Below are 24,525 nucleotides of genomic sequence, written 5' to 3'. Positions count from 1 at the left end.
CTCCTTCTTAGTGATTGGAGCATTCAGAATAGTTCATTCAAATGAATGAATCAAATCTCTAGTTCAAATGAATGAAAAAGAATGCGCCTAGGCACTTGCGGTCGGCGCAGGACGGTCGGATCGAGCGCGGGGCGGCGGCGCATGGTGGTCATCCCACGTGGGAGGAGCGAATCCGGGCGGGCGGGAGGAATGCGACAGGATGCAACATTGCAAGCCAGGATTGGATGACTCAAGGCATAGGCCTAAGTCCCAAAAATAGGAAAAATCCTGAGCCAGATGGTGGGAATCTTATGTCCCTAGTTGCCATTTCCACGCAATTTAATAAGACTAGTCTTATTAAACCTAAGCTTGAATCGGTCTTCGTCTGATGTGAGCAAAGTCGGATAGTTCCTACACTTGCTCACAGTTAATCCGACAGAGGCTTGGTGCATGGCGTTGGAAATACATGGCCCCGCATCGGGCCTTTTTTTCGGGCTTGGGCTGTCAATCGATACTCCTGGCGGCGCGGATGAGCCGCGCGCCGGTCATGCCTCTTTGCGATTTCGAAGTTTTCTGGCGCATGGCTTCGAGCCGCATGGCGCGCGTCACGAGCCCGCCGCGATGCAGGTTCTGGCCGGCGACAATGGCGCGCGCGAGAAGGCATCGCGCCACGCCCGTGATCGCGCCGCGCCGGCATTACGCCGCGCGCCGGAATGCCGGATAATCCGGCGAACAGCGCTCGCGGGCGGATGCGGCGCAATGAAGGCGAGGCCCTTCGCGGACGCGCATCTTCCGGACGGCGCCGGCTCGATGCGGAAGGCAAGAGGTTTCGAAGCGCAGTGGATGGTCGCGCATGACGCGCGGACAGGTATCGAGGGAAACGCCTGCTCGTTGGCGTGGGGGGATCAATGAACGAATTCGGAGTAAGCGTCATCATCGCGGACGACCATCCCGTCACCGGGCATGGCATCGCGCAGACCCTTGCGGCGGTGCCGACCATCCAGGTCGGCGCGGTGGTCTCCAATACCACCGAGCTGATCGTGAAGCTGGACGCCGGCAGCTACGACGTGGTGGTGCTGGACTACGTGATGCCGGGACAGCAGTACGGCGACGGCCTGACGCTGCTTGCCTATCTGGCCCGCCGCTACCCGCAACTGCGCATCGTGACCATGACCATGCTGGATTCGCCTCCCGTGTTCCGCGCCATGCAGAAGATCGGCGTGCAGTGCGTGGTCAGCAAGTCGGACGCGATGTCGCATCTGGTGGCCGCGGTGCATGCCGCCGTGACCCAGGGGCAGTACCTGTCTCCGACCGTCGTGGAGCTGCTGCGCAGGCCCGGATCCGGCGCCGCGTCGAACCTGTCCAAACGCGAGTCCGAGATCGTCCGCCTGTTCCGAGAGGGCTATAAGGTCACCGAAATCGCCGAAAAGCTCCACCGCAGCAAGAAGACCATCAGCGCGCAGAAGCTGGCCGCCATGCGCAAGCTGGGCATCACCCGCGATGCCGACCTGATCCGCTACCGCGAGACGGTCGAGGGTCTGGACGTGGAAGGCCTGACCGACGCCCGGGCCGACGGCTGAGGCCGCGACCGGGCGCGCCGACGCATGGAGACAGGCATGGACGCCGACGAGGACAGCAGTGCCGGTTCACGAGACAGGCGCACGCGCGCCAACGTTTTTCCCAAGGCCATCCTGGTGGCGATGCGCCAGGCCACCGACGCGTCCTGCGGGGTGATCAGCCGCGCCCTGATCACGCATGATCCGGAAGCCATATGGCGCGAGCTGCACGCGCTTTGCGGCGGGCTGCTGTCGCTGGGCAGCGTCGAACTGGCCGAGCTGTGCAAGGGCCTGCAGCACGTGCTGCGCGAGGAAGGCATCGAGGTGTTCGCCGGGCTCTGGCCGGCCCTGCGCGCCGAACTCATGGAAACGCTGGATGCCTTGCCGGCCGATCTGGACGACGATGTGTCGTCCTGAGCGCCGTCGCCCTGCGCGCAGGCGTCGGGTGCTCCATGATCGCCGCTGTCAGGATACGCATGATCCTGGAAGCGAGCCCGCACGAAGCGACTCGCTCTGAACCTGTCGTATCCGCTTCCGGCCCGCATGCCCGAGCCGCCGGGTCAGGACGCCTTGGCGTCCGACGAGACCCTTACTCTTCCTGTGTATGCAGGGCCGGCGCGTCCTTCTTGCGGCTGTTGCGCATGAAGGACACCAGCTGCCAGACCACGATCAGGCCGATCACGCCGAACAGCGTGCCGCTGATCGGGCGCGTGACGAAGGTGCTGAAGTCGCCACGGCTGAGCAGCATGGCGCGGCGGAAGTTCTCTTCCAGCATCGGTCCCAGGATGAAGCCCAGCATCAGCGGCGCCGGTTCCATGCCCAGGCGCATGAACAGGTAGCCGATGGCGCCGAAGACAGCCGTAATGTAGATATCGTCCAGGCTGTTGTTGATGCTGAAGGTGCCGATGCAGCAGAAGAACAGGATGGACGGGAACAGCACCGTGTACGGGATCTTGAACACCGACAGCCAGTAGCGCACCAGCGGCACGTTCAGGATCAGCAGGAAGCAGTTGCCGATCCACATGCTGGCGACCAGGCCCCAGAACAGGTCCGGGTGGGTGCCGATCATGTTGGGGCCGGGCTGGATGCCCTTGACGATGAAGGCCGCCAGCATCAGCGCCATCACGGCGTTCTCGGGAATGCCGATGGCCATGAGCGGGATGAAGCTGGTGCGCGCGGCGGCCTCGTCGGCCGCGGCCTGGCCGGCCACGCCCTCGATCGCGCCGCTGCCGATCTCTTCGCGGTGCTTGCTGAAGCGCTTGTCGGCGGCATAGGCGGCGAACTGCGCGATGGTCGGGCCGCCGCCGGGCAGGATGCCCAGCACCGAGCCGATGACGCTGCCGCGCAGCGCGCTGGGAATGATGCGCTTGAATTCCGGCCAGGTGGGCAGCAGCTTGATCTTGCCGTTGAAGGGCGTCAGCGTGTTGCGCGCGTCCAGGTTCTTGACGATCTCGGCGATGCCGAAGCAGCCCAGCGCGATGCTGATCAGGCCCACGCCGTCCTGCAGGAAGGCCATGTCCATGGTGTAGCGGGCCAGGCCGCTGTTGACGTCGGTGCCGATCGAACCCAGCAGGATGCCGATCAGCGCCATGGCCAGGCCGTTGAGCAGGCTGCCCGCGCTGACGAAGCTGACGCAGAAGAAGCCCAGCAGCATCAGCGCGCAGTAGTCGGCCGGACCGAACAGCAGGCCGACTTCGCCCAGCGCCGGCGCCATGGTCGACAGCACCACGATGGCCACGGTGCCGCCGATGAAGCTGGACAGGCCGGCCGTGAACAGCGCCAGCCCGGTCTTGCCCTTCAGATTCATCTGGTAGCCGTCGATACACGCCACGATGCTGCTGGCGTGCGGGATCTTCATGGTGATGGCGCTGACGCTGTCGCCATACTGCGCGCCGTAATAGATACCCGCCAGCATGATGAGCGCGCCGCCGGTGGGAATGGTGTAGGTGATGGGCAGCAGCAGGCTGATGGTGGACAGCGGTCCCAGGCCGGGCAGCAGGCCGATGAGCGTGCCGACCGTGCAGCCGAGCGCGCAGTACATCAGGTTTTCCAGCGTCAGCGCGTGCTCGAAGCCGAACGCGAGGTTGTTCAGAATTTCCATCATAGTATCGGCAGCCCCAGGCCCAGGAGATGTTTGAAGGCGAAGGCGACCGCGATCAGGCCGACCGAAATCTTGACGTTGCGCACCACCGAGTACGAGGTGCCGGCCAGCGTCGAGCAGAACACCAGGAAGACGATGCCCAGCAGCATGTTCAGGAAGTGCGAGATCAGCACGAAACCGCACAGGCTGGCCAGGATGATGGCGATGTTCTTGACGCTGTAGCTCAGCGGCGCCGGCTCCACGTAGCGCGAGCGGATGACGGTGATCAGGCCGATCAGGGCGAGGCAGCCGCTGACCAGCAGCGGGAACATGCCGGCGCCGGAGCGGCTGAGCGTGCCCAGGGGATAGGTGGTTGCCACGCCGCCAAAGATCAGCGCGAAGACGATCAGGAACAGGCCCCTGACGAAATTGCGATTGTTCATGTTCATGACGGACGGTCCCCGGTCCGTGCCGCCGGTGACGGGCGGCGTCTTGCGCATAGCTTCATGTCCTCTTTCCTTCCGACTATCCCTGGTTGGTTTTCTTGCCGCCGCAACGCGCATGGGGCCGGTCTTTTGCGGCTTGCTCATGCACGTAACGTCTGTGCTGCGCGGCGGCTCGCGCGTGTCCAGCAAGCATGCGGTCGCGCATGCGCGTTGGATTGCGCTGAGCGCGATACTAGGGGGCGGCGCTTTCAGTCGGCTGTCGAGAACGTGGCGAAATACACGGCTACGCGTATACACCTAGAGCATCAAAGCAACAGACTGCTGAACGCCAGCCGACGCGCGGCTGAACCATCGATGTCCGAGAGTTGAATGCAAGCTTTCTGGATGCTGAATAGTTGCTGTCTGAATGCTGAATTGGTGCGTGGAAAATCAGTAATAGCGGGATCCACGTTCGTGATTTGATCCGTTGCGCGAGTCGATGACGCAAATCGCCGGCGCGCACCGTGGCGGTGATGCGAGCGGCGGCGCGCGCGTCGGACAGAACGCGCGCGCCGCGTTTCATTTTGCTGTCCGGCGCGTTCAGGCCGGCCAGGGCAGCGACTGCCGCCAGCGCGCGGCGATGGCGTCGATCAGGTGGCGCACCTTGGGCGGCAGATGGCGCCGGTGCGGATAGATGGCGCAGACCGGCGCGCCGGGCGGCGCGACGGTCTCCAACACCGGCGTCAGCCGGCCGGCGCGCAGGTCTTCGCCGACCAGGAACGCGCCCAGCTGCGCGATGCCCGCGCCGGCCAGCGCGGCGTCGCGCAAGGCCTCGGTATTGCCCAGCCGCAGGCGTCCCGCCACATGCAGCTGGCGTTCTTCGCCACCGGCCGAGTAGCGCCACGGCACGACGGCGCCGGCATGGACGAAAGCCAAGACCTGGTGGCGTGGCAGTTCGTCCAGCGTCGCCGGCATGCCGTGACGCGCCAGGTAGGCCGGCGACGCGCAGGTGATCAGGCGGTGCGGCGCCAGCACGCGCCGCACCAGCCGGCTGTCGCCGTCGCCGCCGATGCGGATGGCCAGGTCGATGCCGTCGCGCACCAGGTCGGAATAGTCGTCGGAAAAGCTCAGCTCGGCCTCGACGTCGGGCCAGCGGTCCAGGTACTCGCGCACCAGGGGCAGGACGTGCAGCCGGCCCAGCGACACCGGCACGTCGATGCGCAGGCGCCCGCGCGGCGTCTGTTTGCGGCGCGCCATCGCGCCGGCCGCGTTGTCCACTTCCGACAGGATGCGCGCGGCATGTTCATAGAACAGCCGGCCCTCGTCGCTCAGGCTGACGCTGCGCGTGCTCCGGTGCAACAGGCGCACCCCCAGTCCCGCCTCCAGCCGGGCGACGCACTTGCCCACGGCCGAGCGCGTCAGGCCCAGGCGTTCGGCGGCCAGCGTGAAGTTGCAGGCGTCGGCCACGCGCACGAAGGCCCGCAGATCGCCGATGTGGTCGATGCCGGCCAGGGTCTTATTGTCCACGGATTGTCCCCAGTGTTTGGCAATTCAGATACTTTATCAGCGCAATGGAATCAGTAGACTGGGACAGCACATCAGGGGCCGACAGGTTCCGCTTTCCCGCGCCGCTGTTTTTTCCATCGATCCGACATGCATTCCGCCACGACCGCCACGACCGCCGCGCCGGCATCCGCCGCCGCCATTCCCGCTGTTCCCGAACGCGCCGACTGGCCCGCCGTGGCCGCCGCCGGCCTGAGCACCTTCTGCGTCGTCACGTCCGAGATGCTGCCGGTGGGCCTGCTGGCGCCCATCGCCGATGAACTGCGCATGTCCACCGGCATGGGCGGCCTGCTGCTGTTCGTGCCTTCGCTGCTGGCCGCGCTGTGCGCGCCGCTGGCGGTGCTGTGGGCGGGCGGGGCTGATCGCCGCCGCGTGCTGTGCGCCTTGCTGGCGGCGCTGGCACTGGCCAATGCGGCCAGCGCGCTGGCGCCGAACCTGCCTGCCTTGCTGGCGGCGCGCGCGCTGGTGGGCTTTTGCATCGGCGGCATCTGGTCCATTGCGGGCGGGCTGGCGGGCCGCCTGGCGCCGCCGGCCGCCGTGGCATTGGCCACGTCCGTGATCTTCGGCGGCGTGGCGGTGGCCTCGGTGCTGGGCGTGCCGTTGGGCGCGGCCATCGGCGCGCTGGCCGGCTGGCGAGCGGCTTTCGGCGCGATGAGCGCTTTGTGCCTGCTGGCCCTGGCGCTGAACGCGCGGCTGCTGCCGGCCCTGCCGACGACCCGCTCGCTGCGCGCCCCGGCCTTGATGGCCGCGTTGCATAACCCCGGATTGCGCCGTGGCGTCGTCATCACGCTGTCGCTGGTGGCCGCCCACTTCATGGCCTACACCTTCGTGCGGCCGCTGCTGGAAACGCGCGCCGGTTTCGCCGGGGACTGGATCGGACCGCTGCTGTTCGCTTATGGCGTCGCGGGCGTGGCGGGCAACTTCGTCGCCGGCCTGGGCGCGGCGCGGCGGGAGCGGCCGGTGCTGCTGGCCATCGTCGCCGCGCTGGCCCTGGTGCTGACGCTGCACGCCTGGCTGGGCGACAGGCCGCTGGCCGCCGGCGTCCTGCTGCTGGCCTGGGGCCTGGCTTATGGCGGCGTGTCGGTATCGCTGCAATTGTGGATGCTGCGCGCGGCGCCGGATGCGGTCGAGCCGGCGACGGCCTGGTTCGTGTCGGCCTTCAACCTGGGCATCGCCGCCGGCTCGCTGCTGGGCGTGCCCACGGTGGACGCGCTGGGCCTGCGAGCCAATCTGCTGCTGGCGGCGAGCTGCCTGGTTCCGGCCATCGCGGCGCTGTTGTGGCCGCGTGGCGGCCGGCATGTCCAGGGGCGCGCCGCCTAGGCGATCCGCTGTTTCCTATAATCCGGCCATGGCGCGCGGAAGGTCCGCGCGCAGGCACAGGAATCGCTACATGTCTGTCATCGCCAGCCAGGATGTTCACGTGGATACCGCCAAGGGCCGCCTTTACGCGCGGCGCTGGGATCCGGCCGGCGCGGCCGGCGCGCCCGTCGTGCTGTTCCATGACTCGCTCGGTTGCGTGGCGCTGTGGCGCGATTTTCCCGAACAGCTGGCCAGTGAAACCGGCCGCGCGGTCATCGCCTACGACCGGCTGGGCTTCGGCTTGTCGGACCCCAATCCCGCCACGCTGGTCCGGGGGTTCATCGAAGAGGAAGCGGACGGTGATTTCGCCCGCCTGCGCGACGCGTTGGACATCGGTCCCTTTGTCGCGTTCGGCCACAGCGTGGGCGGCGGCATGGCCGTCAATGTCGCCGCGCGCCATGCCTCGGATTGCCGCGCGCTGATCACCGAATCGGCGCAGGCCTTCGCCGAGGACCGCACGGTCGCCGGCGTGGCCGACGCCAAGCGCGGCTTCGCCGAGCCCGGCCAGCTCGACCGGCTGAAGAAATACCACGGCGAAAAAGCCGCCTGGGTGTTGGGCGCTTGGGTCGACAACTGGCTCTCGCCCGCATTCACCGACTGGACCCTGGACGAGGCATTGCGCCAGGTGCGTTGCCCGGTGCTGGCGTTGCATGGGGAAGTGGACGAGTATGGCTCACCCGCGCACCCCGAGCGCATCGCCGCGCTGACGGGTGGCCGTCATCTGCTGCTGGAGAACTGCGGCCACGTGCCGCACCGCGAGCAAAGCCGCGTGGTGCTGGACGTGGTGGGGCAGTGGCTCAGGGCGCGCGATTGAGCTTGCGGGCCAGGAAAGGGGGCTAGAGTTTGCGTTCCGTGAAGAGCATGACGACACCCAGCGCCATGAGCAGTAGCGGCCAGTACTTCAGCGGAATGAAGAACAGGTCGTGCTTGGCCTGGACCACGATTTCCCGGCCCGTTGCCTTGTCGATGAACGTGCGGGGTTCGTTGCTGCGATCGACAAGTCGGCTGATGCCATAGAGGATCGCCGCGCCCAGCCACAAGCCAATGCAATCCGCGAGTTTGGGATATGCCGCGAGAACGGATGCTTCCAGAAAGTGCCGTTCGATGTAGATGGATAGCAGGATGCCCACGACGAGTGCGACTAAGACCAAAAGACCATACCCGCGCCAGATAAGCATATAGCGTCCCATTGAGTTTGATTGACGTGCGCATGCCCTGCATATGCAGGGCGCCGCAATCCTATCATCTGAGTATCAGTTTTTCCAGAAATGTGTCCGAATATAAAAGTGATGATGCAGGCGATCTGTCGAGAGACGCATTGAGGTGTTCAGTGGCGGGTCCTCCTTCGGCTAGCGCGTTTCGCCTATGCCGAACTGTTGCCGTGTCCGCCGCGCGTGCACCCAGTCGGGCACGCTGCGCAGCGCCAGGTCGCGCAGGCGGCTCGATGTGGGACCGCCGGCCTGGGCGAAACGTCCCAGCCTGACCGAATCGCGTCCCAGCATGGCCGTGCGGCGCGCCCGCGCGGACTGATAGCGGGTCAGCAAGGGCTGATCCTCCAGCCCTTGCGCCAGCATGATGCCCAGCACATGCGCGTCCTCGATGGCCTGGCAGGCGCCTTGCCCCAGGTTGGGCAAGTAGGGATGGATGGCGTCGCCCAGCAGCAGCGCGCGGTCCCGGCCCCAGGGGCCGCGGCGGGCCGGCCGGTGAAAGAACGACAGGTATTGCAGGCTGCGGGCGCGCGTCGACGTGGCCAGCTGGCGCGCATAGTCCGGCCAGTCCGCCAGCCGGGGCAGCAGGTTGCCGGCGGTGCAATGGACCACCCCATCGACCGGCTGCGCGCGGTTCTCGATGAAATACCAGTAGTACAGGCCGTCGCCCGAGTCGATCACGCCCAGGCGTTCGCCGGCGCCATAGATCTCGACGGCGCTTTCGCGCGACAGGCGGGGATGGTCGGTGTCGCTCAGGCCCAGCCAGGCGCCATAGCCCGCGTAGCGCGGCGGGCCGTCGTCGAACAGCAGGCGTCTCACGGTGGAGCGCAGGCCGTCGGCGCCGATCAGCAGATCGGCCCGCGCCTCGGCGCCGTCGCGAAAGCGCAATGCCACGCCGCCTGCGTCCTGGCTCAGCGATTCCAGCCGGCGGCTCAAGGTCACGTGTTCCGCGCCCAGCGCATCGAGCAGCACGCGCTGTACGTCGGCGCGCGTGACGCAGATGCCCGGCTCGCCGGCTTCGTCGTAGAAGCGTTGCATGGGCACGCAGGCCAGCATGTCGCCACGCAGCGAGCGCGCCTCGGTGGACAGAATCCGCGCGCCCGCGCGCAGCAGGGGTTCGGCCACGCCCAGCGCGCGCAGGCAGCGCATGGCGTTGGGCCAGAGGGTGAGGCTGGCGCCCAGCGGCTCCAGTCGGGAGGCCTGGTCATAGACTGAAACGCTCAGGCCGGCCTGGCGGATGGCGAGCGCGGCGGCCAGGCCGCCGATGCCGGCGCCGACGATGGCGACGTGCTTGATGGGCATGTGAACTCCGGGATGCGTGTCTTGCGGTTGCGGGATTCTGGCGGGAACGCCGGCGCCGCAGTACAGTGCCGTGGCGCAGCCGCGCATGACGCCGATTCTGTTCCTGGCCCGGGTCCGGGTATAGAACGGAAACGACGCGCGCGGCGGCGTCCGGCACGCGCCGTCCGGGCGCTTGCGTCAGGCGTATGCCCAGCCCTTTTCTTCACTCGTTCCGACACGCGCCATGTCCTGCTCATCCTCATCCCGCCTGCTGTTGCCGCGTCGCGCGCCGGCCTCCGGCGTGTTCGCCGCCGTGGAGCGCGACACGCGCGCGCTGGCGCTGTCCGATGCCGAGCGTTTCAACTACTACCCGGCGACGCCGCTGGCGGTGGTGTCCTGGATCTTCGAGGGCGCGCTGTACCCGGTCCAGATGGTTGGGACGGTGACGGGCGAGCCGGCGCTGTCCGCGCCCTTGCCGCGCCTGACCTTGGCGGGACCGCAGCGCCGGCCGCGCGCGAGCTGGTCGCCCGGGCCCGTGCATGCCTTGTCGGTGGCGTTTCGTCCGGAAGACCTGGCGCGGCTGACCGGCGTGCGCGGCACGGCGCTGATGGACGGCATCGCACCCCTGGCCGAGGTTGCGTCGCGCGCATTCCTGGACGCCTGCCTGTCCGTTTTCGAAGGTTCCGATGCCGGGCCGTTCGCGCGCGTGGAAAACGCGCTGGCGCCGCTATGGCGCGATGCGCGCCCGGCCGCGCCCGCGCCCTTCCTCGGTGAGTGGCTGCGCGGACTGGCGGGCAGGGCGGTGCTGTCAGGCGCTGGCCAGGGCCTGCGGCAGGTCCAGCGGCGCATCAAGGCCTGGACCGGCCAGAGTCATCGCGATCTGCAACGGTATTCGCGGGTCGAGGATGCGATGACGCGCATGTCCGCGCATCGCCGGGACGGCGGAATCGACTGGGCCGGGCTGGCCGGCGGCGCGGGCTTCGCCGACCAGTCGCACCTGGGCCGCGAAGTGCGCCGCGTGACGGGGCTGTCGCCCGCGCGCCTGGAGGCGCGCATCGCGCAGGACGAAGCGTTCTGGTTCTACCGCCTGCTGGGCGAGCACGTCAGGCGGCCCTGACGGCCTGCCGGCCCAGGCCCGTTCCGGCCGACGGGAAGAAGCCGGTTTCCGCCGCGCTCCGCAACTGTTCCGCCAAGGCCGTCACGGTCGCGGTGGCGCCGGCGATCTGCTCGCCGATGGCGTTGGATTCCCAGGACACGCCGCGCAAGGGATGACCCACGGCATACAGTCCCGGACGCTGGCCATGGCGTTGCGCGACCTCGCCGGTGGCGGGGTCTGCGGCGATGCCGAAACCGGTTTCGTGCGGCACGGCCAGGCCCTTGCCCAGCAGATTGCGCAGCAGCGCGTCGTCGATGCGGGTCCAGTCGAACTCGAAACCGCGCGTGTTGAATACGCGGTCCACCAGCAGGGTCTGCGGACGCGATTCGCCGCGCGCGCGCCAGCTGACCGCGACGCGGCCACCGGCGGCGGACGACAGGCGCAGCACGCGGCCTGCGTGATGGCGGAAGCGGCCGGCGCGGCGCGCATCCTGCAGCCAGGCGTTGGACTCGGGGGCGGCGCGGTGCAGTCCCAGTTCCCAGTACGGGCGCAGATGGCGGATGAAGCGCAGCCGTTCGTCGGCGCTGGCCGCCGTCCATAACGCGGGCAGGTGTGGCCGCACCGCGCCGGCCAGCCGCTGCCAGTCCTCGCCGGCGCTGGCGATGTCGCGGCGCGCGGCTTGCACGGCGCGCAGCAGGTCGCGCAGGGTCGCGGGCAGGGCCTGTGGATCCAGGAAGGAGGGCCAGGGCTGCACATCGCGCCGTGGCGCCACCAGCAGCCCGCGCCGCGAGACGCTGTGGAACTCGCCGCGAAAGCCATGGCTGTCGGCATGGATCATGGCGTCCAGCGCCGACAGGTTGCTGCCGATGACGAGCACGTCGCGGTCCCGCGCCAGCGCCTTGGGCGGCGGCTCGGACCACAGGTCGTCGATCACCGCGCCGCGCCGGACCAGTTCGGGGTCCAGCTCCAGGCCCGTTTCATGAAGCGTGCGCGGAAACAGGCCCGTGGCCAGCACCACGTAGTCGGCGCGCAGCTGGCGTCCGTCCTCCAGCCGCACGGCCCAGCGCGCCGCGCCGTCGCCGTCCAGATCCCGCGCGCGTCCGGCCAGGTGCTTGAACGCGATCGGATGCGGCGCCTGCGCCAGCGCGTTCTCCAGTTCCGCCTGCACGTAGTCGCCATACAGATGTCGCGGTGCGAAGCTGTCGGCGTAGGCCACGCCGGCGGGCGGGCGCCAGCCGTCGCGCTCGGCCTGGTTGCGCAGCCAGTAGGCCAGGTGTTCGGGCTGGTCCGGATAGAGCGTGAAGTTCTTTGCCGGCCCGTTCATCAGGTGCGCCGGGTTGCGTGTGCTGTAGGCGATGCCGCGCCCCAGCTCGGGGCGGCTTTCGACGATGGTGATGGCCAGGGGCCGGGGCGCGGCGCGGGCCAGCTTGAGCGCGGTGACGGCGCCGGCGAAGCCGCCGCCGATGATGGCGATATGGGGAGTGGAATCGCTGGGCATGGGACGGATGCGTTCTGGTTGAGTGACGGGGGCCGGCATGGGGGCGGCCTCAGGCGGCGATGGCGGGACGCTGCGCGCGGGCGCTGGCCGGCACGTGCGCCGGCCGGGCCAGACCCAGGTGCTCGCGCAATGTGCTGCCGGCGTACTCGCGCCGGAACAGGCCGCGCCGGCGCAGTTCCGGCAGCACCAGTTCGATGAAATCGTCCAGGCCGCCGGGCAGCCAGGGCGACATGATGTTGAAGCCGTCCGCGCCTTCTTCCTCGAACCATTGCTGCAACTGGTCGGCGATGCGCGCGGGCGTGCCCACCACTTGCTGATGGCCGCGCGCGCCGGCGATCTTCAGATACAGCTGGCGGATGGTCAGGCCGTCGCGGCGGGCCAGATCGGTCAGCAGCAGCTGGCGGCTGCGGCCGCCGTTGGTCTCGGGCAGCTCGGGCAGCGGTCCGTCCACCGGATGGCCCGACAGGTCGACGCCGATCATGTTCGACAGCAGCTGTACTCCGACCACGGGGTGGATCAGGTCCTGCAGGCGGGCGAACTTCTCGTCGGCCTCCGCCTGGCTGTGGCCGACCACGGGGAAGATGCCGGGCATGACCTTGATGGAGTCGGGGTCGCGGCCGTAGCCGGCGGCGCGGCGCTTGATGTCGCGATAGAAGGACTGGGCCTCGTCGAAGGTCTGATGGGCCACGAAGATGACTTCGGCGCTGCGCGCGGCCAGGTCGCGGCCGGCGGGCGAGGCGCCGGCCTGCACCACCACCGGGCGGCCTTGCGGCGAGCGCGCCACGTTGAGCGGGCCGCGCACCTTGAAGTGCTCGCCGCGATGATGCAGCGGATGCAGCTTGGCGGGGTCGAAGTACTGGCCGCTGTCGGCGTCGCGCAGGAAGGCGTCGTCCTCCCAGCTGTCCCACAGCCCCAGCACCACGTCATGGAATTCAGCCGCGCGCGCATAGCGCTGCGCGTGCTCCACGTGTTCGTCCAGGTTGAAGTTCTGGGCCTCGCCCTGACCGCTGGATGTGACCAGGTTCCAGCCCGAGCGGCCGCCGCTGATCTGGTCCAGCGAGGCGAACTTGCGCGCCACATGATAGGGCTCGTTGTAGGTGGTGGAGACGGTGGCGATCAGGCCGATCTTCTCGGTGACGGCGGCCAGCGCCGACAGCAGCGTGAGCGGCTCGAAGTGGTCGCTGCGCGCGGTGCGCGACAGGGAAGGCAGGTCGGTGTTGCGCACGCCGACCGCGTCGGCCAGGAAGATGGCGTCGAACTTGGCGGCCTCGGCGCGCCGGGCCAGATCCACGTAGTGGCGGAAGTTCACGGCCGCGTCGGCCTGCGCGCCGGGGTGGCGCCAGGCGGCGATGTGGTGGCCGGTCTGCATCAGGAAGGCGCCGAGCTTGATCTGGCGCGGAGGGCGGGTCATGGCGTGGAGTTCCTAGTCGGATGAGAGGGGGGGATATCGTTGGGGCGGCCTACCAGGCCATGCGCAGCGAGGCCAGCGACGGCGGCGCCAGCGCGCCGGCGGCGCTGCCCAGTGGCGCGCTGTCGTCGGCGGGGGCGCCGTCCGGCTCCAGGAAATCGGACAGCACGTCGTCGCGCAGGCGGATGAAGCGCGGGTCGCTGCGGTTGCGCGCATGCGGCAGCGGCACGTCGACGATGCGGCGGATGCGGCCCGGACGCGGCTGCATGATGACCACGCGGTCGCCCAGGTAGACCGCTTCCTCGACATCGTGCGTCACCAGGATCATGGTGATGCGTTCCTTCTGCCAGATGCGTTGCAGCTCGGTTTGCAGCCGGGCGCGCGTCAGCGCGTCCAGCGCGCCGAAGGGCTCGTCCAGCAGCAGCACGCGCGGGCGGTTGACCAGGCCGCGCGCGATCGCCACGCGCTGCGCCATGCCGCCGGAGATCTGGTGCGGATAGGACTGCTCGAAGCCTTCCAGACCGACCAGGGCGATGTGCTCGGCCACCAGCTCGCGCTTTTCCGAGGCGCTGCGCGGCGCGTTGCGCAGGCCGACGGCGATGTTCTGCGCCACGTTCAGCCACGGGAACAGGCGATGGTCCTGGAACACGATGCCGCGGTCCGGGCTGGTGCCCAGCACCGGCGCGCCGCCCAGCGTGATGCTGCCGTCATGGGCGTCGTCCAGGCCCAGGATCAGCCGCAGCAGCGTGGACTTGCCGCAGCCGCTGGCGCCGACCACGGCCACGAACTGGCCGGCCGGTATGCGCAGGTCGATGCCGGACAGCACCTGCAGCGCGCCACCTTCGGCCTGCGCGCTGGCGTAGCGCTTGCCGACGGCCTTGAGTTCCAGGTCCAGGGTGTGGGGTTGTGCCATGCGTGTTGCTCCCGCGTTCATAGTGTCCGGCCGCGCAGCCGCGCGAGCCGGCGCTCGGCCAGGCGGGCCGAGGCGTTGGTGAGCCAGCCGATCGTGCCCACCACGAACATGCCGAAGATCACCAGGTCCATCTGGAAGTGCTCGCTGCCCTCGATCAGCAGGTTGCCGATGCCCATGCCCGCCACCAGCAGGTATTCGGCGCCAATGGTGGCGAGCCAGGAATAGATCAGCGCCAGGTAGATGCCGGTGAAGATGGCCGGCGCGGCGGCCGGCAGCACCACCTGGCGGAAGGTCTGCCAGCGCGTGTAGCCATAGACCCGCGCCACTTCGAGCAGCGCGGGCGGCGTCTGGCTGATGCCGTCGCAGGTGTTGACCACCACCGGCACCAGCGCGGCCAGCGACAGGAACGCCACCTTGGCGGTGTCGCCCAGGCCGAACCAGACCGAGATCAGCGGGATCCAGGCGAACAGCGAGATCTGCTTGAAGGTGTTGAAGCTGGGCCCGGCCAGGCGGTTGAAGATGCGCGACACGCCCAGCGCCGCGCCCAGCAGCAGGCCGGCGAGGGTGCCGATGGCGAAGCCGGTGAATTCCCGCGCCAGGCTGGCGCCGAGCGCGCGCCACAGTTTGCCGCCGGAGATCTGCTCGACGGCGGTGGCCAGCACTTTCTCGGGCGGCACCAGCAGCGCCGAATTCACCAGGCCGGCATGGGACAGCAGCCACCACAGCAGCACGGCGGCCACGGGCAGGACCAGCCCGCGCCAGCGACCGGCGGCCGAGACGGGCAGCGGCTGCGCGGCGGCCGCTTCGGCGGCGTCGCGCGACAGGGCGGGGGCGGCGCTCATCGCGGCGCTCCCGCCGCCTGGGCGGCCGGGCCGCGGATCAGCTTCGTCTCGGTCCAGTCCAGCGCGCGGTCGATGGCGTAGCCGATCGCGCCCACCACGATCACGGCGGCCATGACCAGATCCAGCTGGAACAGCTGGCGGCCGTACACGATCAGGTAGCCCAGGCCTTCGCTGGAGGCCACCAGCTCCACCACCACCAGCGACAGCCAGGCCTTGGTGAAGCCCAGCCGCAGGCCGGTGAACAGCGTGGGCGTGGCCAGCGGCAGCACGATCTCCAGCACTTCCTGACGACGCGTGTAGCCATAGACGCGACCCACCTCGCGCAGCGCCGGGCTGGCCTGGCGAAAGCCCTGCAGCGTGTTGAGGGTCACGGGCACCAGCGCCGCCTTGGCGATGAGGATGATCTTGAGCGCTTCGCCGATGCCCACCAGCAGCAGCACGAAGGGCAGCCAGGCCAGCACCGGGATCTGCACCAGCGCGTTGAACGTGGGCAGCAGATAGGCTTCGAGCCGGCGCGACAGGCCCATGGCCACGCCCAGCAGCAGGCCCAGCAGGCTGCCGGCGGCGAAGCCGGCCAGCACGCGCCGCAGGCTGGCGGCGGTGTTGAGCCACAGGTCGCCATTGACGGCCAGGTCGCGCAGCGTTTCCCAGACATAGGCCGGCGGCGGCAGCACCTGCGGCGAGATCCAGCCCTGGCTGGCGCCCGCGTGCCATAGCGCCAGCAGCAGCACGGGCAGCAGCCAGGGCGCGGCGGTCCAGGCGGCCTGGCGCGCCCAGGGCGGCAGCGGCGCGGCGCGCCAGGCGCCGGAAGAGGACAGGACGGCCATGTGCGTCTCCGATCAGCGCGCCGACGCCTGGCGCTCGCCCGCGACGGCCTTGCCGGCGGCGTCGTAGCGGGTCCAGTAGTGTTCCAGGCCCTGCGTCCTGAGCGCCTGCTTCAGGTAGCGGTCGTCGAACCAGCCGTCCACCGATACTTCGCGGCGGATCAGCTTGAGCTTGAGCGCGTCGGCCACCACCGCCTTGTAGCGGGCGATGATGAAGTCGTCGATCAGCGGCGAGTTGCGCGCGGCCAGGTCCTGCTTGTCGAACTCGGCGGCCCAGGACGCGTAGGGCACGCCGCTCTTTTCCCAGAGCTTGAACAGCGCGTCGCGATTGGCCTCGTCCGAGGCCCAGCGCGAGGCGCGCACGAAGACATCGACCACCTTCTGCACCTGCGCCGGGTTGTCGCGCTCGAACTCCTCGCGCACCAGCAGCGAGGCCTGGCGCGTATACGCGGGATCCTGGCCCTGGGTGCTGTAGATGACCTTGGCCAGGCCCTGGTCGCGCACCTTGAACCATTCATAGCCGCCAAAGGCCGCGTCCACGCCGTTGGACACCAGCGCGGCCTGGGCGCTGCCCGCGTCCAGGTTGACGCCCTTGATGTCGCGCTCGGACAGGCCGTGGGCGGCCAGCACGTTGATGGCGACCAGATGGCCGTTGGTGCCCCGGAAGATGGATACCTTGTGGTCGCGGATGTCCTTGATGGACGACAGCGGCGAGGCGGCCGGCGCCACCAGATAGAGGTTGTTGCGCACGCCGCTGGCCACCAGCAGCTTGGTCTTCAGGCCGTTGGCGCGGCCCACCACCTGCGGCAGGTCGCCCTGGTAGGCGAAGTCGATCTGCTTGTTGGACAGCGCCTCGTTGACCGCCGGCCCCGCGCCCTTGAAGAACAGCCATTCGACCTTGACCCCGTCGGCCGCGAAGGCCTGTTCCAGCCAGTTGTTGGCGCGCACCACGCCGCCGGGCGAGCCGCCCCAGGTGATGGGGTCGCCGCCGCCGGCGGTGGCCACGCCGATGCGGATGATGTCGGCCGCCAGGAGGGCCAGCGCGGCCAGGGATCTGCGAAGGAACTGCAAGGGCTTCATGGCGGGACTCATACAGGGCGTGGCGTCAGGCGGCGCGGGTCTTGGTGTCGGTGGCGGCGGGGCGGGCGGCGAGCTTGCGCTCGATCTCCGTGCCCCGGAAGAAATCGGGATTGGCCTCGGTGTAGAGGCGGTAGGGATTGCCGAACACCAGGGCCTTGAAGTCCTGCTCGCTGATGACGCCCTGTTCGACCAGGTCCCAGCTTTCGGCCAGCGGCTCGGTCAGGTCGGGCACGTCCCAGTGGCCGATGTCGGAGGACCAGATCGCGTTGATCTTCGCGCCCAGCGGATGGACGCGGTCGTTGAAGGCGGCCGCCACGGTGCGGTCGTCGGCCTCGGAGCCGAAGTAGAAGCTGTCCACCCAGCGCTTGCGGATGTCCTCGGCCGACTCGATGCCGGCGGCGGCGAAATCGTCCAGCTCGTCCTCGTGCGGCTCGCGGCTGTGCGGCAGGGCGGAGATGCCCAGGCTGTCGCGCAGCAGCTGCGCCGGGTCCAGTTCGCGGCCACGGATGAAATCCGCGCCATAGCGCGAGAACAGATCCTGCAGCAGCGCGAGGTCGGCGTGGGCCGGGTTGTAGTTCTGCACCGCCTTGCGGTTGCGCTTTTCCCAGCGGTCGACCAGATGCGTATAGACGTGCGAGCCCCAGTCGGCGCCGCCTTCCAGCAAGGCCACGCGCAGGTTCGGGAAGCGGCGCGTCACGCCGCCGAAGAACAGCGCCTTGGCGAAGGCCTGCGAGCCGTCGGCGAAGTGGCCGATGTGATTGAACATGTAGTTGCTGGTGGATTGCCGGCCGGTCCAGCCCTGGCTGCCGTAGTGCGTGGTGACGGGCACGCCCAGCTCGACCACCTTGGCCCAGAACGGGTCGTAGTCGTATTCGCTGTCGATGCCGTAGAAGTCGACATAGCTGGCGTGGCGGGCGATCTCCGGGTACTGATCGGCCGGATACTTGCGGGCGATGGCCTTGATGGGCCGCTTCACGCCGCCGGCGATGTTGATCACCTTCAGGCCCAGCGTCTTGACCGCGAACTCCAGTTCCTCGATGCCTTCCTGCGGCGTGTTCAGGGGGATGCCGGCCACGGGGGTGAGGCGGTCGGCGTACTTGCGGTACTGGTCGGCGTGGAAGTGGTTGATGGCGCGGTGCAGCGGCTGGCGCGCCTCGTCGCCCGCGCCCAGCGGCGCCAGCACGTCGTTCGGGAACAGGATGGAATAGTCCGCGCCCTGTTCGGCCAGGCGCTCGTACAACAGCTCGGGCAGGGTGTAGGTGGCCAGGTCCAGCGTGTTGCGCGTGACCCGCGCCCACCACGGCGAGCGCAGCGTGCGGTTGTCATGGCGCTCTGCCGGCGTCTGCTGGTACCAGTCCTTGCCGTCGCGCCGTGTGGGGTAGCGCGAGCCCAGCGCCTTGCGCAGCGCGTCCACCAGCTTGGAGCCGCCGTAGTGCTGGATATAGTCTTCCAGCACCGGCGCGTAGTCGTTGACGTGCACGTCGGTGTCGATGACGGGATGGTCCAGCCGCGCTTTCACGGCGGCGGATCGGGACGCTTTGGCGGGGTGCAGGCGGTCGTTCATGAGAGGCTCCGTGGTTCGGGCGGGCGGCGGTGGCGGGTTCGGCCCGCCGGCGGGGCGGTTCATCACCGTGGGCTCGCCACCCTGGGCTGACCACATTAAGTGAGGTCCCGGAAGGCGCAAACGACGGATTGGTTGTTTCTTACTGCGTCATGACCAAATGACGCATGAGGTCATGCCGCATGACTAAATGCGGCATGACCTCATAACCGGCCTGCCCGGTTGCGCGTGGATGTGCGAAGATCGCGTCCTGGCTGCCGTGGCCTGTTCCGGATGTCCGCTACCCGATGAATTCCCGCAATCGCTTTCCGGCTGGCGGCGCGTCCGCGCCGGCCCCGCGCCAGCGCCGCCTGGCCTGGCGGCTGCTGGCCGGCGTCGCGGCCCTGGCCGCCTTCGCCTATGCTGGCACGACGGTCATGGACATCCCGCCGCCTTACAGGCTGTACCAGCTGGAAGTGGCGGAACCGTCGCGTCGGGGCGAGCTGTTCCCGGCGCGCGAGGTGGTTGCGCCAGCCGTGCCCTGGGCCTTGCCCGCGCAGCCCGAGCCGCCGCCCGCGACCGTGCCCTGGAAGGGCGGCCAGATCGCCTTCGACCGCTTCCTGGAACTGACGCACACCAATGCCTTCGTGATCCTGCGCGATGGCAAGCTGGCCTATGAGTGGTACCGGCCCGGGGTCGATGCGCGCACGCCGATGTCGTCATGGTCCATGTCCAAGTCGCTGGTCTCGCTGCTGGTCGGGCAGGCCATCGCCCGAGGCAAGCTGCGTGAAAGCGACCGGCTGGTGGATCTGCTGCCGGAGCTGAAGACGGGCGGCGACTACGACAAGGTCACGGTGCGCGACCTGCTCGACATGCGTTCCGGCGTGTTCGTGGCCGAGAACTATCGGCCCTACTGGCCCTTCACCGGCGCGGCGCGCATGTACCTGACGCGCGACCTGCCGGGCTTCATCGCGCGCAACCGCGAGATGGAATTCACGCCGGGCAGCGCAACGGCCTATCGCAGCGTCGACACGCAGCTGCTCGGGATGGCGCTGACGCGGGCCACGGGCAGCAACCTGGCGGACCTGCTGGCCCGCGACATCTGGCAGCCCATCGGCGCCGAGCGGCCGGCCTCCTGGAACCTGGACCGGGCCGGCGGCACGGAAAAGGCGTTCTGCTGCGTCAACGCCACCGCGCGCGATTTCGCGCGCGTCGGCCAGATGCTGGCGGACCAGGGATACGTGGCGGGGCGGCAGGTGGTGCCGGGCGCCTGGGTGGCGCGCATCGCGGCGCCGGTGACGACGCCGCTGGACGGCTGGGGCTATTCCGCGCAGTGGTGGCATCGCGGCCCCGATGACGGCGAGGACTATTCCGCCATGGGCATCTACGGCCAGTACACCTACGTGCATCCCGGCCGGCGCGTGGTCATCGTCAAGCTCAGCGATCATGGCGCCGAGCAGGACGAGCGCGGCACCTACGACGTGTTCAGGGCGATCGCCCGGCGCTAGGCGCGCCGGGCGTCGCGGCTCGGCGACGCTCAGCCGGGTTCGCCATCGTACAGATGGGCGATCACCAACTGCTTGCGGAACTCGAAGCCGCGCTGCGGCCAGGTGCCGACGTATTCGGCCAGGGCCTGCTGCCCGGCCGGATAATCCTCGCCGTTGACGCGGCAGTCCGCGCTGATCTCGCCGTTGGCGTCGCGCGCGGCATACAGGCGGATCGCGGCATAGCCGCCGTCGCGCAGGATGCCGTGGAAGGCGTCGAGCGAATTCGTGAACAGGCAGCAGGGGCAGAATGGATGCTCTTCGTCCTGCGCCGGCGCGGGCGATTCGGCATAGTGCGCGACCGGGCCGAGCACCACGCGGCGGCGCAGGCTGGCGCCGCCGTCATCGGCCGGGAATTCCATGATCATGCAGGGACAGTCGGGCTCGTCGCTGGCGCTGTCGCGCAGCGCCACCGCGTCCGTCGCGGCCCATTGCGAGAAGCCCCGGCGGAACGCGCTGACGGCGTCTTCGTTGCTGATCGAGTGCTGGTATTCGAACACGCCTTCCGGCGCCAGCTCGGGGTGCCAGGCCTGGATGGTGGTGGACGTCCGCATGTTGCCGTCCTCGGACAGCTGCGCGCTCACCAGTTGCGGCAGCAGCCAGAAGCCGTCGCCGGTGCGCAGCCAGGCCTCGTCGCGCGTGGCGGGGATGTCGCGTTCCTGCAGGGCGGCGAGCAGCAGCTCGGTCAGGTCGATCTGCTCGTCCCAGCTTTCCTCGCCTTTTTCGAAGTTGATCGCGAAGGTGGAGATGTCGCCCGGATTGCCCGGGCTGACGCGGGGAGTGGGGGTGGCGGAAGAGGCCATGTCGTGGAGGGTTCTGGATGGGGTAAAGGAGACGGAATCCGCGTCCGCGCGTCGCGGCGCGGGCGGGGCTGCGTCAGTTATAGCGGTCTTGCCGTGACAGGTCCAGCCGCGGTTACGCACGGTAAAGCCTTGACGCCCGGCGCCCGCGAATTCGCCTTGTTTGCAGCGTTCAGACGGAGCCTGGCCTTGAGGCATAATGCCAGCCCATTGGCGCGGGCACCGGGCTCGCCCGGAGCATGCCATGAGCAGGATAGAACTGCGTCGCTTCCGTAGCGGCGACGCCGCCGACCTGATCGCCGCGAATCAGGCCAACCAGCACTACCATCGGCCCTGGGTCGCGTCATTGACGGACCAGGCGGGTTTCGACGCCTGGTTCGCGCGCACGCTCACCGGACCGAACGTGGGCCTGCTCGCGCGCGAACGCGCGTCGGGCCGCCTGGTTGGCGTGGTCAACATCAACGAGATCGTCGCCGGCGCTTTTCTCAGCGCCTATCTCGGCTATTACGGCATGTCCGAATTCCGTGGCAGCGGCATGATGGGCGAGGCCCTGCGCGCCACGGTCGAGCTGGCGTTCGGCGAACTCGGGCTGCATCGCCTGGAAGCGAACGTGCAGCCCGCCAATACGGCATCCCTCGCGCTGCTGCGGCGCGCCGGGTTCCGCAAGGAAGGGTTTTCGCCGCGCTATCTGCGGATTGACGGGCAGTGGCGCGACCACGAGCGTTGGGCCCTGCTGGCCGACGACGCTGCGCCAGCTGGCGCAGAAGGGCTGGCCGGCGGGGACGGGCAGGCGTAGCGCGTTTGCCCGACGTCAGCCCACGGCGGCGCGGCGCAGGATGAAGTCGTCGAGCAGCGCGGCAAAGCCGGCCGGGTCTTCCAGGCTGGGCAGATGGCCGGCGCCGACGAATTCGCGCGCTTCGGCGCCGGGGATCGTCCGCGCCGCATGGCGCGAGCGTTCCTGCACATGCGGAAAATCCAGGTCGCCCCAGGCCACCAGCGTCGGCGCGGCGACGTCCGCCAGGCGCGGATAGGCGGGGGCGGGCTCCTGCGCCTGTCCGCCAGGGGACGCGCGCAGCGCGATGCCGTTCATGTCCAGGAACAAGGTCCGTGTTTCGCCCGTCACGCGGCCCTCGGCGGCGAGCACGCCGTCCAGCAGCTGGCGCGCCTTGCAGCGGTTGACGCGTTCCATATCGCCGGCGGCCTCTGCCTGGCGCAGCTCGTCCATCTGCGCTTGCACCGGCGGGTCATAGACGGGCGCGGGCGCGCCCGCGATGTTCGGCGCGACCAGCACCAGGGCGCGCACGCGCGCCGGATGCAGCAGCGCCATGTCCAGCGCGACGCGGCCGCCCGCCGATGCGCCCACCAGGATCGCCGGTTCGCCGTCCGTCAGCGCGTCCAGCACCGCCAGCAGGTCCGCGACCTGGGCATGGTCTTCGGGATCGGCGCGGGTCAGTCCATAGCCGCGCCGGTCGTAGGCGATGGTCCGGCCGCGCGCGGCGTAACGGGGCGCGACGGCATGCCACATGCGGCGGTCGCACACGCCGGCGTGCAGGAACACGATGGGGGTGCCCTGGCCCGAGACGCTGGCCGCCAGCCGGGCGTGCCCGGATGTGATCCATTGAAGGGAATCCATGCCTGATCCTTGGGAGTTGAAGCAGGCGCCCATGCTACAGCGCCGGGCCGTATCGTGTCAGTCCCGCGCCCGTCCCCGGCGGATTGCCTCAGGACTCCGCGCGCAGGGCCGCGAGCAGTCGCGAGTAGGTCGGCGCCAGCCGGCGCAGGCACCGGGCCGCGCTGGCATCGCGCCGCGTCACCAGCGGATGTTGCAGGGCGCCGATGTATCGCGCCTGCTCGGCGGCCACGGCGGCGGCCTGCGGGCAGCCGGCGCGGGCCAGGCAGGCCGCCGCGTCGCTGGCGCGACGCGCGCCGACGCGGACCGCGAAATGGATCAGATGCATCCGGAGCGCGTCGTCGCAGCCGTCGAGCAGCCTGTCCGCCAGCGCTTCGGCGGCGTCGGCGTTGCCCAGCGTGCCGGCGGGAACGGGACGTTGCGGATCCATGGCGAGCCAGCGCGCGGCGGCCGGCAGCGCGGCGCGGATGGCCTCGGTCTCCGAGACCGCCGAGACGCGCGTGAAGCCCGTGCGCAAGGTGTAGGGCGCGCCGTAGTCCACGGTATCCGCCGCCCAGGCGGCCATGAAGTCGGCCAGCGGCAACGTGGCATAGGGGAAGCCTTGCGGGTCGTGCATCAGCACGCAGCCGTCCTCGATCGCCAGCGCGACGACATAGTGATCGGCCTGGATCGGCCCCGTCATGCCAGGCTGATGCCTGAAGTATCCCATCTCGACCGGACCGATCCAGGCAGGACCATGCGCCAGCGCGTCGTGCAGTCGTTCCTGCGCCTCGCCCGCGCTGCCGCCGCAACTGCGGTCCGAACGCCAACCCAGCGCCGCCAGCGCGCCGTCGAAGCCAGCGTCCGGATTCCAGCCATGGGGATCGAACAGCGGCAGCGCGCCCCCGAGCATCTGCATGCCGAACGGACTGCCCGTGGCGAATTCGATGACGGCGGTGGACGGGGCGTGTTCGCCGAACATCATGGCGAAGCTGTTGGCATAGCAGTAAGGGCCGGAGCCGATGTAGGGCAGGTGCCGCATGGAGCCTCAGGGTGCGATGGGGTAGGCGACATCGAAGCGGGCGCCGCCGGTGCCCGGGTGGATTTCGTAGGGACTGCCGGCGCAGCAGGAACCGGCCTGGCCTTCCAGCCAGCGCTCGATCGCGTCGTATAGGCGCAGCACCTGTGGATAGGTTTGCAGCGCGGCCGGCGCGGGCAGATAGGCTTCGCGTCCGGCGGGTCGCAGCCGCAGGCTCAATTCGCCCGAGGGTTCCAGGTGGCCGGCATAGGCGATGGCGGCTTCGATCCGGCCGGCGCCATCATGGCCCACGGCTTCGTGGAAATGCAGCACCAGCGGGCCTTCGGCGGCCAGGCCGGCTTGGGCCAGGGCGTCGCGCAGCGTCGCGTCGGCGTGTTCGGCGAAGGGTTCCAGGCCGTCGATATCGACATGGGTTTGCAGGTACGCCAGCTTGGCAGCGGGCACGTCGCGCACGCGCACGGCGCCAGCCAGTCCGGCATCGCTGTCGGCGGACCGGCGGACGATGGCGTCCACCAGCTCACTCTGTTCGGCCAGCCGGTCCGCCTGCGCCGCCAGCCAGGCGCGCAGCTCGGCCGCGCGCGTCATCTCGTCCAGCGCCAGCAGGCGCGCGATGCGGGCCATCGGCAGGCCCAACCGGCGTAGCCGGGCGATCAACCGGGCCGTGGCGGCCTGGCTGATCGCGTAATAGCGATAGCCCGTGGCCGGGTCGATGCGATCGGGCACCAGCAGACCCTGATCCGCGTAGAGCCGCAATGCCTTCGGCGACAGCTGGGTCAGGGCGCCGAAACGGCCCGCGAGCAGATGGGTGTTGGTCATGGGCGAGAGTGTGGGGCTTGCCCCTGGGGCGAGGTCAAGCGGACTGAGCGTCCCGCCGCCCGGGC

At 69.2% G+C, this 24,525-nt stretch carries 24 protein-coding genes; 8 read left to right on the top strand and 16 right to left on the bottom strand.

Features of this window, described 5'->3' with window-relative positions:
* The first annotated feature begins 429 nt into the window (after positions 1-429).
* The 3 genes from AC6LJ5_RS25380 to AC6LJ5_RS25370 are packed head-to-tail and all read left to right on the top strand — an operon-like array spanning position 430 to position 1,952.
* On the top strand, positions 430-891 hold the full coding sequence (locus tag AC6LJ5_RS25380; protein WP_158658499.1) for a hypothetical protein: 462 nt from the start codon (positions 430-432) through the stop codon (positions 889-891).
* Positions 888-1,559: a response regulator gene (locus AC6LJ5_RS25375; protein ID WP_103276105.1), complete on the top strand. Its 672-nt coding sequence runs from the start codon at positions 888-890 to the stop codon at positions 1,557-1,559. Before AC6LJ5_RS25380 ends, AC6LJ5_RS25375 begins: the two co-directional genes overlap by 4 nt.
* A gap of 36 nt (positions 1,560-1,595) precedes the next feature.
* Positions 1,596-1,952, top strand: coding sequence for an Hpt domain-containing protein (locus tag AC6LJ5_RS25370; protein ID WP_392412365.1), 357 nt, complete (start codon positions 1,596-1,598; stop codon positions 1,950-1,952).
* Between the two features lie 172 nt (positions 1,953-2,124).
* On the opposite strand, the gene AC6LJ5_RS25365 is transcribed toward AC6LJ5_RS25370, so the two are convergent.
* The 3 genes from AC6LJ5_RS25365 to AC6LJ5_RS25355 form a co-directional block, all read right to left on the bottom strand.
* Positions 2,125-3,636 carry a tripartite tricarboxylate transporter permease gene (locus AC6LJ5_RS25365; RefSeq protein WP_103276653.1) on the bottom strand — a complete coding sequence of 504 codons (1,512 nt, stop codon included), beginning with the start codon at positions 3,634-3,636 and terminating at the stop codon, positions 2,125-2,127.
* Positions 3,636-4,058, bottom strand: coding sequence for a tripartite tricarboxylate transporter TctB family protein (locus AC6LJ5_RS25360; protein WP_498141948.1), 423 nt, complete (start codon positions 4,056-4,058; stop codon positions 3,636-3,638). The genes AC6LJ5_RS25365 and AC6LJ5_RS25360 overlap by 1 nt, the downstream gene beginning before the upstream one ends.
* A 582-nt stretch (positions 4,059-4,640) precedes the next feature.
* Positions 4,641-5,567, bottom strand: a complete 927-nt coding sequence (locus AC6LJ5_RS25355) for a LysR family transcriptional regulator (RefSeq protein ID WP_103276103.1) — start codon at positions 5,565-5,567, stop codon at positions 4,641-4,643.
* A 126-nt stretch (positions 5,568-5,693) separates the two neighbouring features.
* Here AC6LJ5_RS25355 and AC6LJ5_RS25350 point away from each other — a divergent pair, with 126 nt between their 5' ends.
* Positions 5,694-6,923, top strand: coding sequence for an MFS transporter (locus tag AC6LJ5_RS25350; RefSeq protein ID WP_498141947.1), 1,230 nt, complete (start codon positions 5,694-5,696; stop codon positions 6,921-6,923).
* A gap of 70 nt (positions 6,924-6,993) precedes the next feature.
* Complete coding sequence (locus AC6LJ5_RS25345; RefSeq protein ID WP_498141946.1) at positions 6,994-7,776, top strand: alpha/beta fold hydrolase; 783 nt, start codon at positions 6,994-6,996, stop codon at positions 7,774-7,776.
* Between the two features lie 22 nt (positions 7,777-7,798).
* On the opposite strand, the gene AC6LJ5_RS25340 is transcribed toward AC6LJ5_RS25345, so the two are convergent.
* Both AC6LJ5_RS25340 and AC6LJ5_RS25335 read right to left on the bottom strand, forming a co-directional pair.
* Positions 7,799-8,140, bottom strand: coding sequence for a hypothetical protein (locus AC6LJ5_RS25340; RefSeq protein ID WP_498141945.1), 342 nt, complete (start codon positions 8,138-8,140; stop codon positions 7,799-7,801).
* Positions 8,141-8,311: 171 nt separating this feature from the next.
* Complete coding sequence (locus tag AC6LJ5_RS25335; RefSeq protein WP_498141944.1) at positions 8,312-9,472, bottom strand: FAD-dependent oxidoreductase; 1,161 nt, start codon at positions 9,470-9,472, stop codon at positions 8,312-8,314.
* A 223-nt stretch (positions 9,473-9,695) separates the two neighbouring features.
* Between AC6LJ5_RS25335 and AC6LJ5_RS25330 the strand changes: the two genes are divergently transcribed.
* Positions 9,696-10,568: a helix-turn-helix domain-containing protein gene (locus tag AC6LJ5_RS25330; protein WP_498141943.1), complete on the top strand. Its 873-nt coding sequence runs from the start codon at positions 9,696-9,698 to the stop codon at positions 10,566-10,568.
* Here AC6LJ5_RS25330 and AC6LJ5_RS25325 read toward each other — a convergent pair.
* From AC6LJ5_RS25325 to AC6LJ5_RS25295, 7 genes are read right to left on the bottom strand one after another with little or no spacing between them, the layout of a single operon-like run.
* Positions 10,555-12,045, bottom strand: a complete 1,491-nt coding sequence (locus AC6LJ5_RS25325) for an FAD/NAD(P)-binding protein (RefSeq protein ID WP_158658497.1) — start codon at positions 12,043-12,045, stop codon at positions 10,555-10,557. The genes AC6LJ5_RS25330 and AC6LJ5_RS25325 overlap by 14 nt on opposite strands.
* Before the next feature lie 49 nt (positions 12,046-12,094).
* Entirely contained in the window at positions 12,095-13,456 is a 1,362-nt protein-coding gene (locus AC6LJ5_RS25320; RefSeq protein WP_498141942.1) for an LLM class flavin-dependent oxidoreductase, read from the bottom strand.
* A 49-nt stretch (positions 13,457-13,505) separates the two neighbouring features.
* Complete coding sequence (locus AC6LJ5_RS25315) at positions 13,506-14,366, bottom strand: ABC transporter ATP-binding protein (RefSeq protein ID WP_103276096.1); 861 nt, start codon at positions 14,364-14,366, stop codon at positions 13,506-13,508.
* A 17-nt stretch (positions 14,367-14,383) separates the two neighbouring features.
* Positions 14,384-15,208: an ABC transporter permease gene (locus AC6LJ5_RS25310; RefSeq protein WP_498141941.1), complete on the bottom strand. Its 825-nt coding sequence runs from the start codon at positions 15,206-15,208 to the stop codon at positions 14,384-14,386.
* Positions 15,205-16,035: an ABC transporter permease gene (locus AC6LJ5_RS25305; RefSeq protein ID WP_392411151.1), complete on the bottom strand. Its 831-nt coding sequence runs from the start codon at positions 16,033-16,035 to the stop codon at positions 15,205-15,207. The genes AC6LJ5_RS25310 and AC6LJ5_RS25305 overlap by 4 nt, the downstream gene beginning before the upstream one ends.
* Before the next feature lie 12 nt (positions 16,036-16,047).
* Positions 16,048-17,112, bottom strand: a complete 1,065-nt coding sequence (locus tag AC6LJ5_RS25300) for an ABC transporter substrate-binding protein (protein ID WP_498141940.1) — start codon at positions 17,110-17,112, stop codon at positions 16,048-16,050.
* A 25-nt stretch (positions 17,113-17,137) separates the two neighbouring features.
* Positions 17,138-18,676: an amidohydrolase family protein gene (locus tag AC6LJ5_RS25295; RefSeq protein WP_103276092.1), complete on the bottom strand. Its 1,539-nt coding sequence runs from the start codon at positions 18,674-18,676 to the stop codon at positions 17,138-17,140.
* Between the two features lie 284 nt (positions 18,677-18,960).
* Between AC6LJ5_RS25295 and AC6LJ5_RS25290 the strand changes: the two genes are divergently transcribed.
* Entirely contained in the window at positions 18,961-20,160 is a 1,200-nt protein-coding gene (locus AC6LJ5_RS25290; RefSeq protein WP_498141939.1) for a serine hydrolase domain-containing protein, read from the top strand.
* Positions 20,161-20,189: 29 nt separating this feature from the next.
* Here the strand turns inward: AC6LJ5_RS25290 and AC6LJ5_RS25285 are convergent, their stop codons facing one another.
* Positions 20,190-20,999, bottom strand: a complete 810-nt coding sequence (locus AC6LJ5_RS25285) for a DUF6348 family protein (protein ID WP_103276090.1) — start codon at positions 20,997-20,999, stop codon at positions 20,190-20,192.
* A 241-nt stretch (positions 21,000-21,240) separates the two neighbouring features.
* On the opposite strand from AC6LJ5_RS25285, the gene AC6LJ5_RS25280 reads away from it, so the two are divergent.
* Positions 21,241-21,792, top strand: a complete 552-nt coding sequence (locus AC6LJ5_RS25280) for a GNAT family N-acetyltransferase (RefSeq protein WP_498141938.1) — start codon at positions 21,241-21,243, stop codon at positions 21,790-21,792.
* Between the two features lie 15 nt (positions 21,793-21,807).
* Here the strand turns inward: AC6LJ5_RS25280 and AC6LJ5_RS25275 are convergent, their stop codons facing one another.
* The 3 genes from AC6LJ5_RS25275 to AC6LJ5_RS25265 form a co-directional block, all read right to left on the bottom strand.
* Positions 21,808-22,629, bottom strand: coding sequence for an alpha/beta fold hydrolase (locus AC6LJ5_RS25275; RefSeq protein ID WP_498141937.1), 822 nt, complete (start codon positions 22,627-22,629; stop codon positions 21,808-21,810).
* Positions 22,630-22,717: 88 nt separating this feature from the next.
* Positions 22,718-23,647, bottom strand: a complete 930-nt coding sequence (locus tag AC6LJ5_RS25270) for a YobF C-terminal domain-containing protein (RefSeq protein ID WP_103276087.1) — start codon at positions 23,645-23,647, stop codon at positions 22,718-22,720.
* Between the two features lie 6 nt (positions 23,648-23,653).
* Positions 23,654-24,460: a MerR family transcriptional regulator gene (locus AC6LJ5_RS25265; protein ID WP_498141936.1), complete on the bottom strand. Its 807-nt coding sequence runs from the start codon at positions 24,458-24,460 to the stop codon at positions 23,654-23,656.
* Between the last annotated feature and the right edge of the window lie 65 nt (positions 24,461-24,525).

Source organism: Achromobacter sp. 1011791174, assembly GCF_059760925.1.
The sequence above is the reverse complement of the archived record's forward strand: the minus strand, read 5'-3'. Positions and strand labels throughout refer to the sequence as shown.

What these genes read in the sequence shown, in the direction of transcription:
- AC6LJ5_RS25380 (WP_158658499.1), top strand. Translation starts at nt 430, where the DNA reads ATGGCGTTGGAAATACATGGCCCCGCATCGGGCCTTTTTTTCGGGCTT.
- AC6LJ5_RS25375 (WP_103276105.1), top strand. Translation starts at nt 888, where the DNA reads ATGAACGAATTCGGAGTAAGCGTCATCATCGCGGACGACCATCCCGTC.
- AC6LJ5_RS25370 (WP_392412365.1), top strand. Translation starts at nt 1,596, where the DNA reads ATGGACGCCGACGAGGACAGCAGTGCCGGTTCACGAGACAGGCGCACG.
- AC6LJ5_RS25365 (WP_103276653.1), bottom strand. Translation starts at nt 3,636, where the DNA reads ATGGAAATTCTGAACAACCTCGCGTTCGGCTTCGAGCACGCGCTGACG.
- AC6LJ5_RS25360 (WP_498141948.1), bottom strand. Translation starts at nt 4,058, where the DNA reads ATGAACAATCGCAATTTCGTCAGGGGCCTGTTCCTGATCGTCTTCGCG.
- AC6LJ5_RS25350 (WP_498141947.1), top strand. Translation starts at nt 5,694, where the DNA reads ATGCATTCCGCCACGACCGCCACGACCGCCGCGCCGGCATCCGCCGCC.
- AC6LJ5_RS25345 (WP_498141946.1), top strand. Translation starts at nt 6,994, where the DNA reads ATGTCTGTCATCGCCAGCCAGGATGTTCACGTGGATACCGCCAAGGGC.
- AC6LJ5_RS25340 (WP_498141945.1), bottom strand. Translation starts at nt 8,140, where the DNA reads ATGCTTATCTGGCGCGGGTATGGTCTTTTGGTCTTAGTCGCACTCGTC.
- AC6LJ5_RS25335 (WP_498141944.1), bottom strand. Translation starts at nt 9,472, where the DNA reads ATGCCCATCAAGCACGTCGCCATCGTCGGCGCCGGCATCGGCGGCCTG.
- AC6LJ5_RS25330 (WP_498141943.1), top strand. Translation starts at nt 9,696, where the DNA reads ATGTCCTGCTCATCCTCATCCCGCCTGCTGTTGCCGCGTCGCGCGCCG.
- AC6LJ5_RS25325 (WP_158658497.1), bottom strand. Translation starts at nt 12,045, where the DNA reads ATGCCCAGCGATTCCACTCCCCATATCGCCATCATCGGCGGCGGCTTC.
- AC6LJ5_RS25320 (WP_498141942.1), bottom strand. Translation starts at nt 13,456, where the DNA reads ATGACCCGCCCTCCGCGCCAGATCAAGCTCGGCGCCTTCCTGATGCAG.
- AC6LJ5_RS25315 (WP_103276096.1), bottom strand. Translation starts at nt 14,366, where the DNA reads ATGGCACAACCCCACACCCTGGACCTGGAACTCAAGGCCGTCGGCAAG.
- AC6LJ5_RS25310 (WP_498141941.1), bottom strand. Translation starts at nt 15,208, where the DNA reads ATGAGCGCCGCCCCCGCCCTGTCGCGCGACGCCGCCGAAGCGGCCGCC.
- AC6LJ5_RS25305 (WP_392411151.1), bottom strand. Translation starts at nt 16,035, where the DNA reads ATGGCCGTCCTGTCCTCTTCCGGCGCCTGGCGCGCCGCGCCGCTGCCG.
- AC6LJ5_RS25300 (WP_498141940.1), bottom strand. Translation starts at nt 17,112, where the DNA reads ATGAAGCCCTTGCAGTTCCTTCGCAGATCCCTGGCCGCGCTGGCCCTC.
- AC6LJ5_RS25295 (WP_103276092.1), bottom strand. Translation starts at nt 18,676, where the DNA reads ATGAACGACCGCCTGCACCCCGCCAAAGCGTCCCGATCCGCCGCCGTG.
- AC6LJ5_RS25290 (WP_498141939.1), top strand. Translation starts at nt 18,961, where the DNA reads ATGAATTCCCGCAATCGCTTTCCGGCTGGCGGCGCGTCCGCGCCGGCC.
- AC6LJ5_RS25285 (WP_103276090.1), bottom strand. Translation starts at nt 20,999, where the DNA reads ATGGCCTCTTCCGCCACCCCCACTCCCCGCGTCAGCCCGGGCAATCCG.
- AC6LJ5_RS25280 (WP_498141938.1), top strand. Translation starts at nt 21,241, where the DNA reads ATGAGCAGGATAGAACTGCGTCGCTTCCGTAGCGGCGACGCCGCCGAC.
- AC6LJ5_RS25275 (WP_498141937.1), bottom strand. Translation starts at nt 22,629, where the DNA reads ATGGATTCCCTTCAATGGATCACATCCGGGCACGCCCGGCTGGCGGCC.
- AC6LJ5_RS25270 (WP_103276087.1), bottom strand. Translation starts at nt 23,647, where the DNA reads ATGCGGCACCTGCCCTACATCGGCTCCGGCCCTTACTGCTATGCCAAC.
- AC6LJ5_RS25265 (WP_498141936.1), bottom strand. Translation starts at nt 24,460, where the DNA reads ATGACCAACACCCATCTGCTCGCGGGCCGTTTCGGCGCCCTGACCCAG.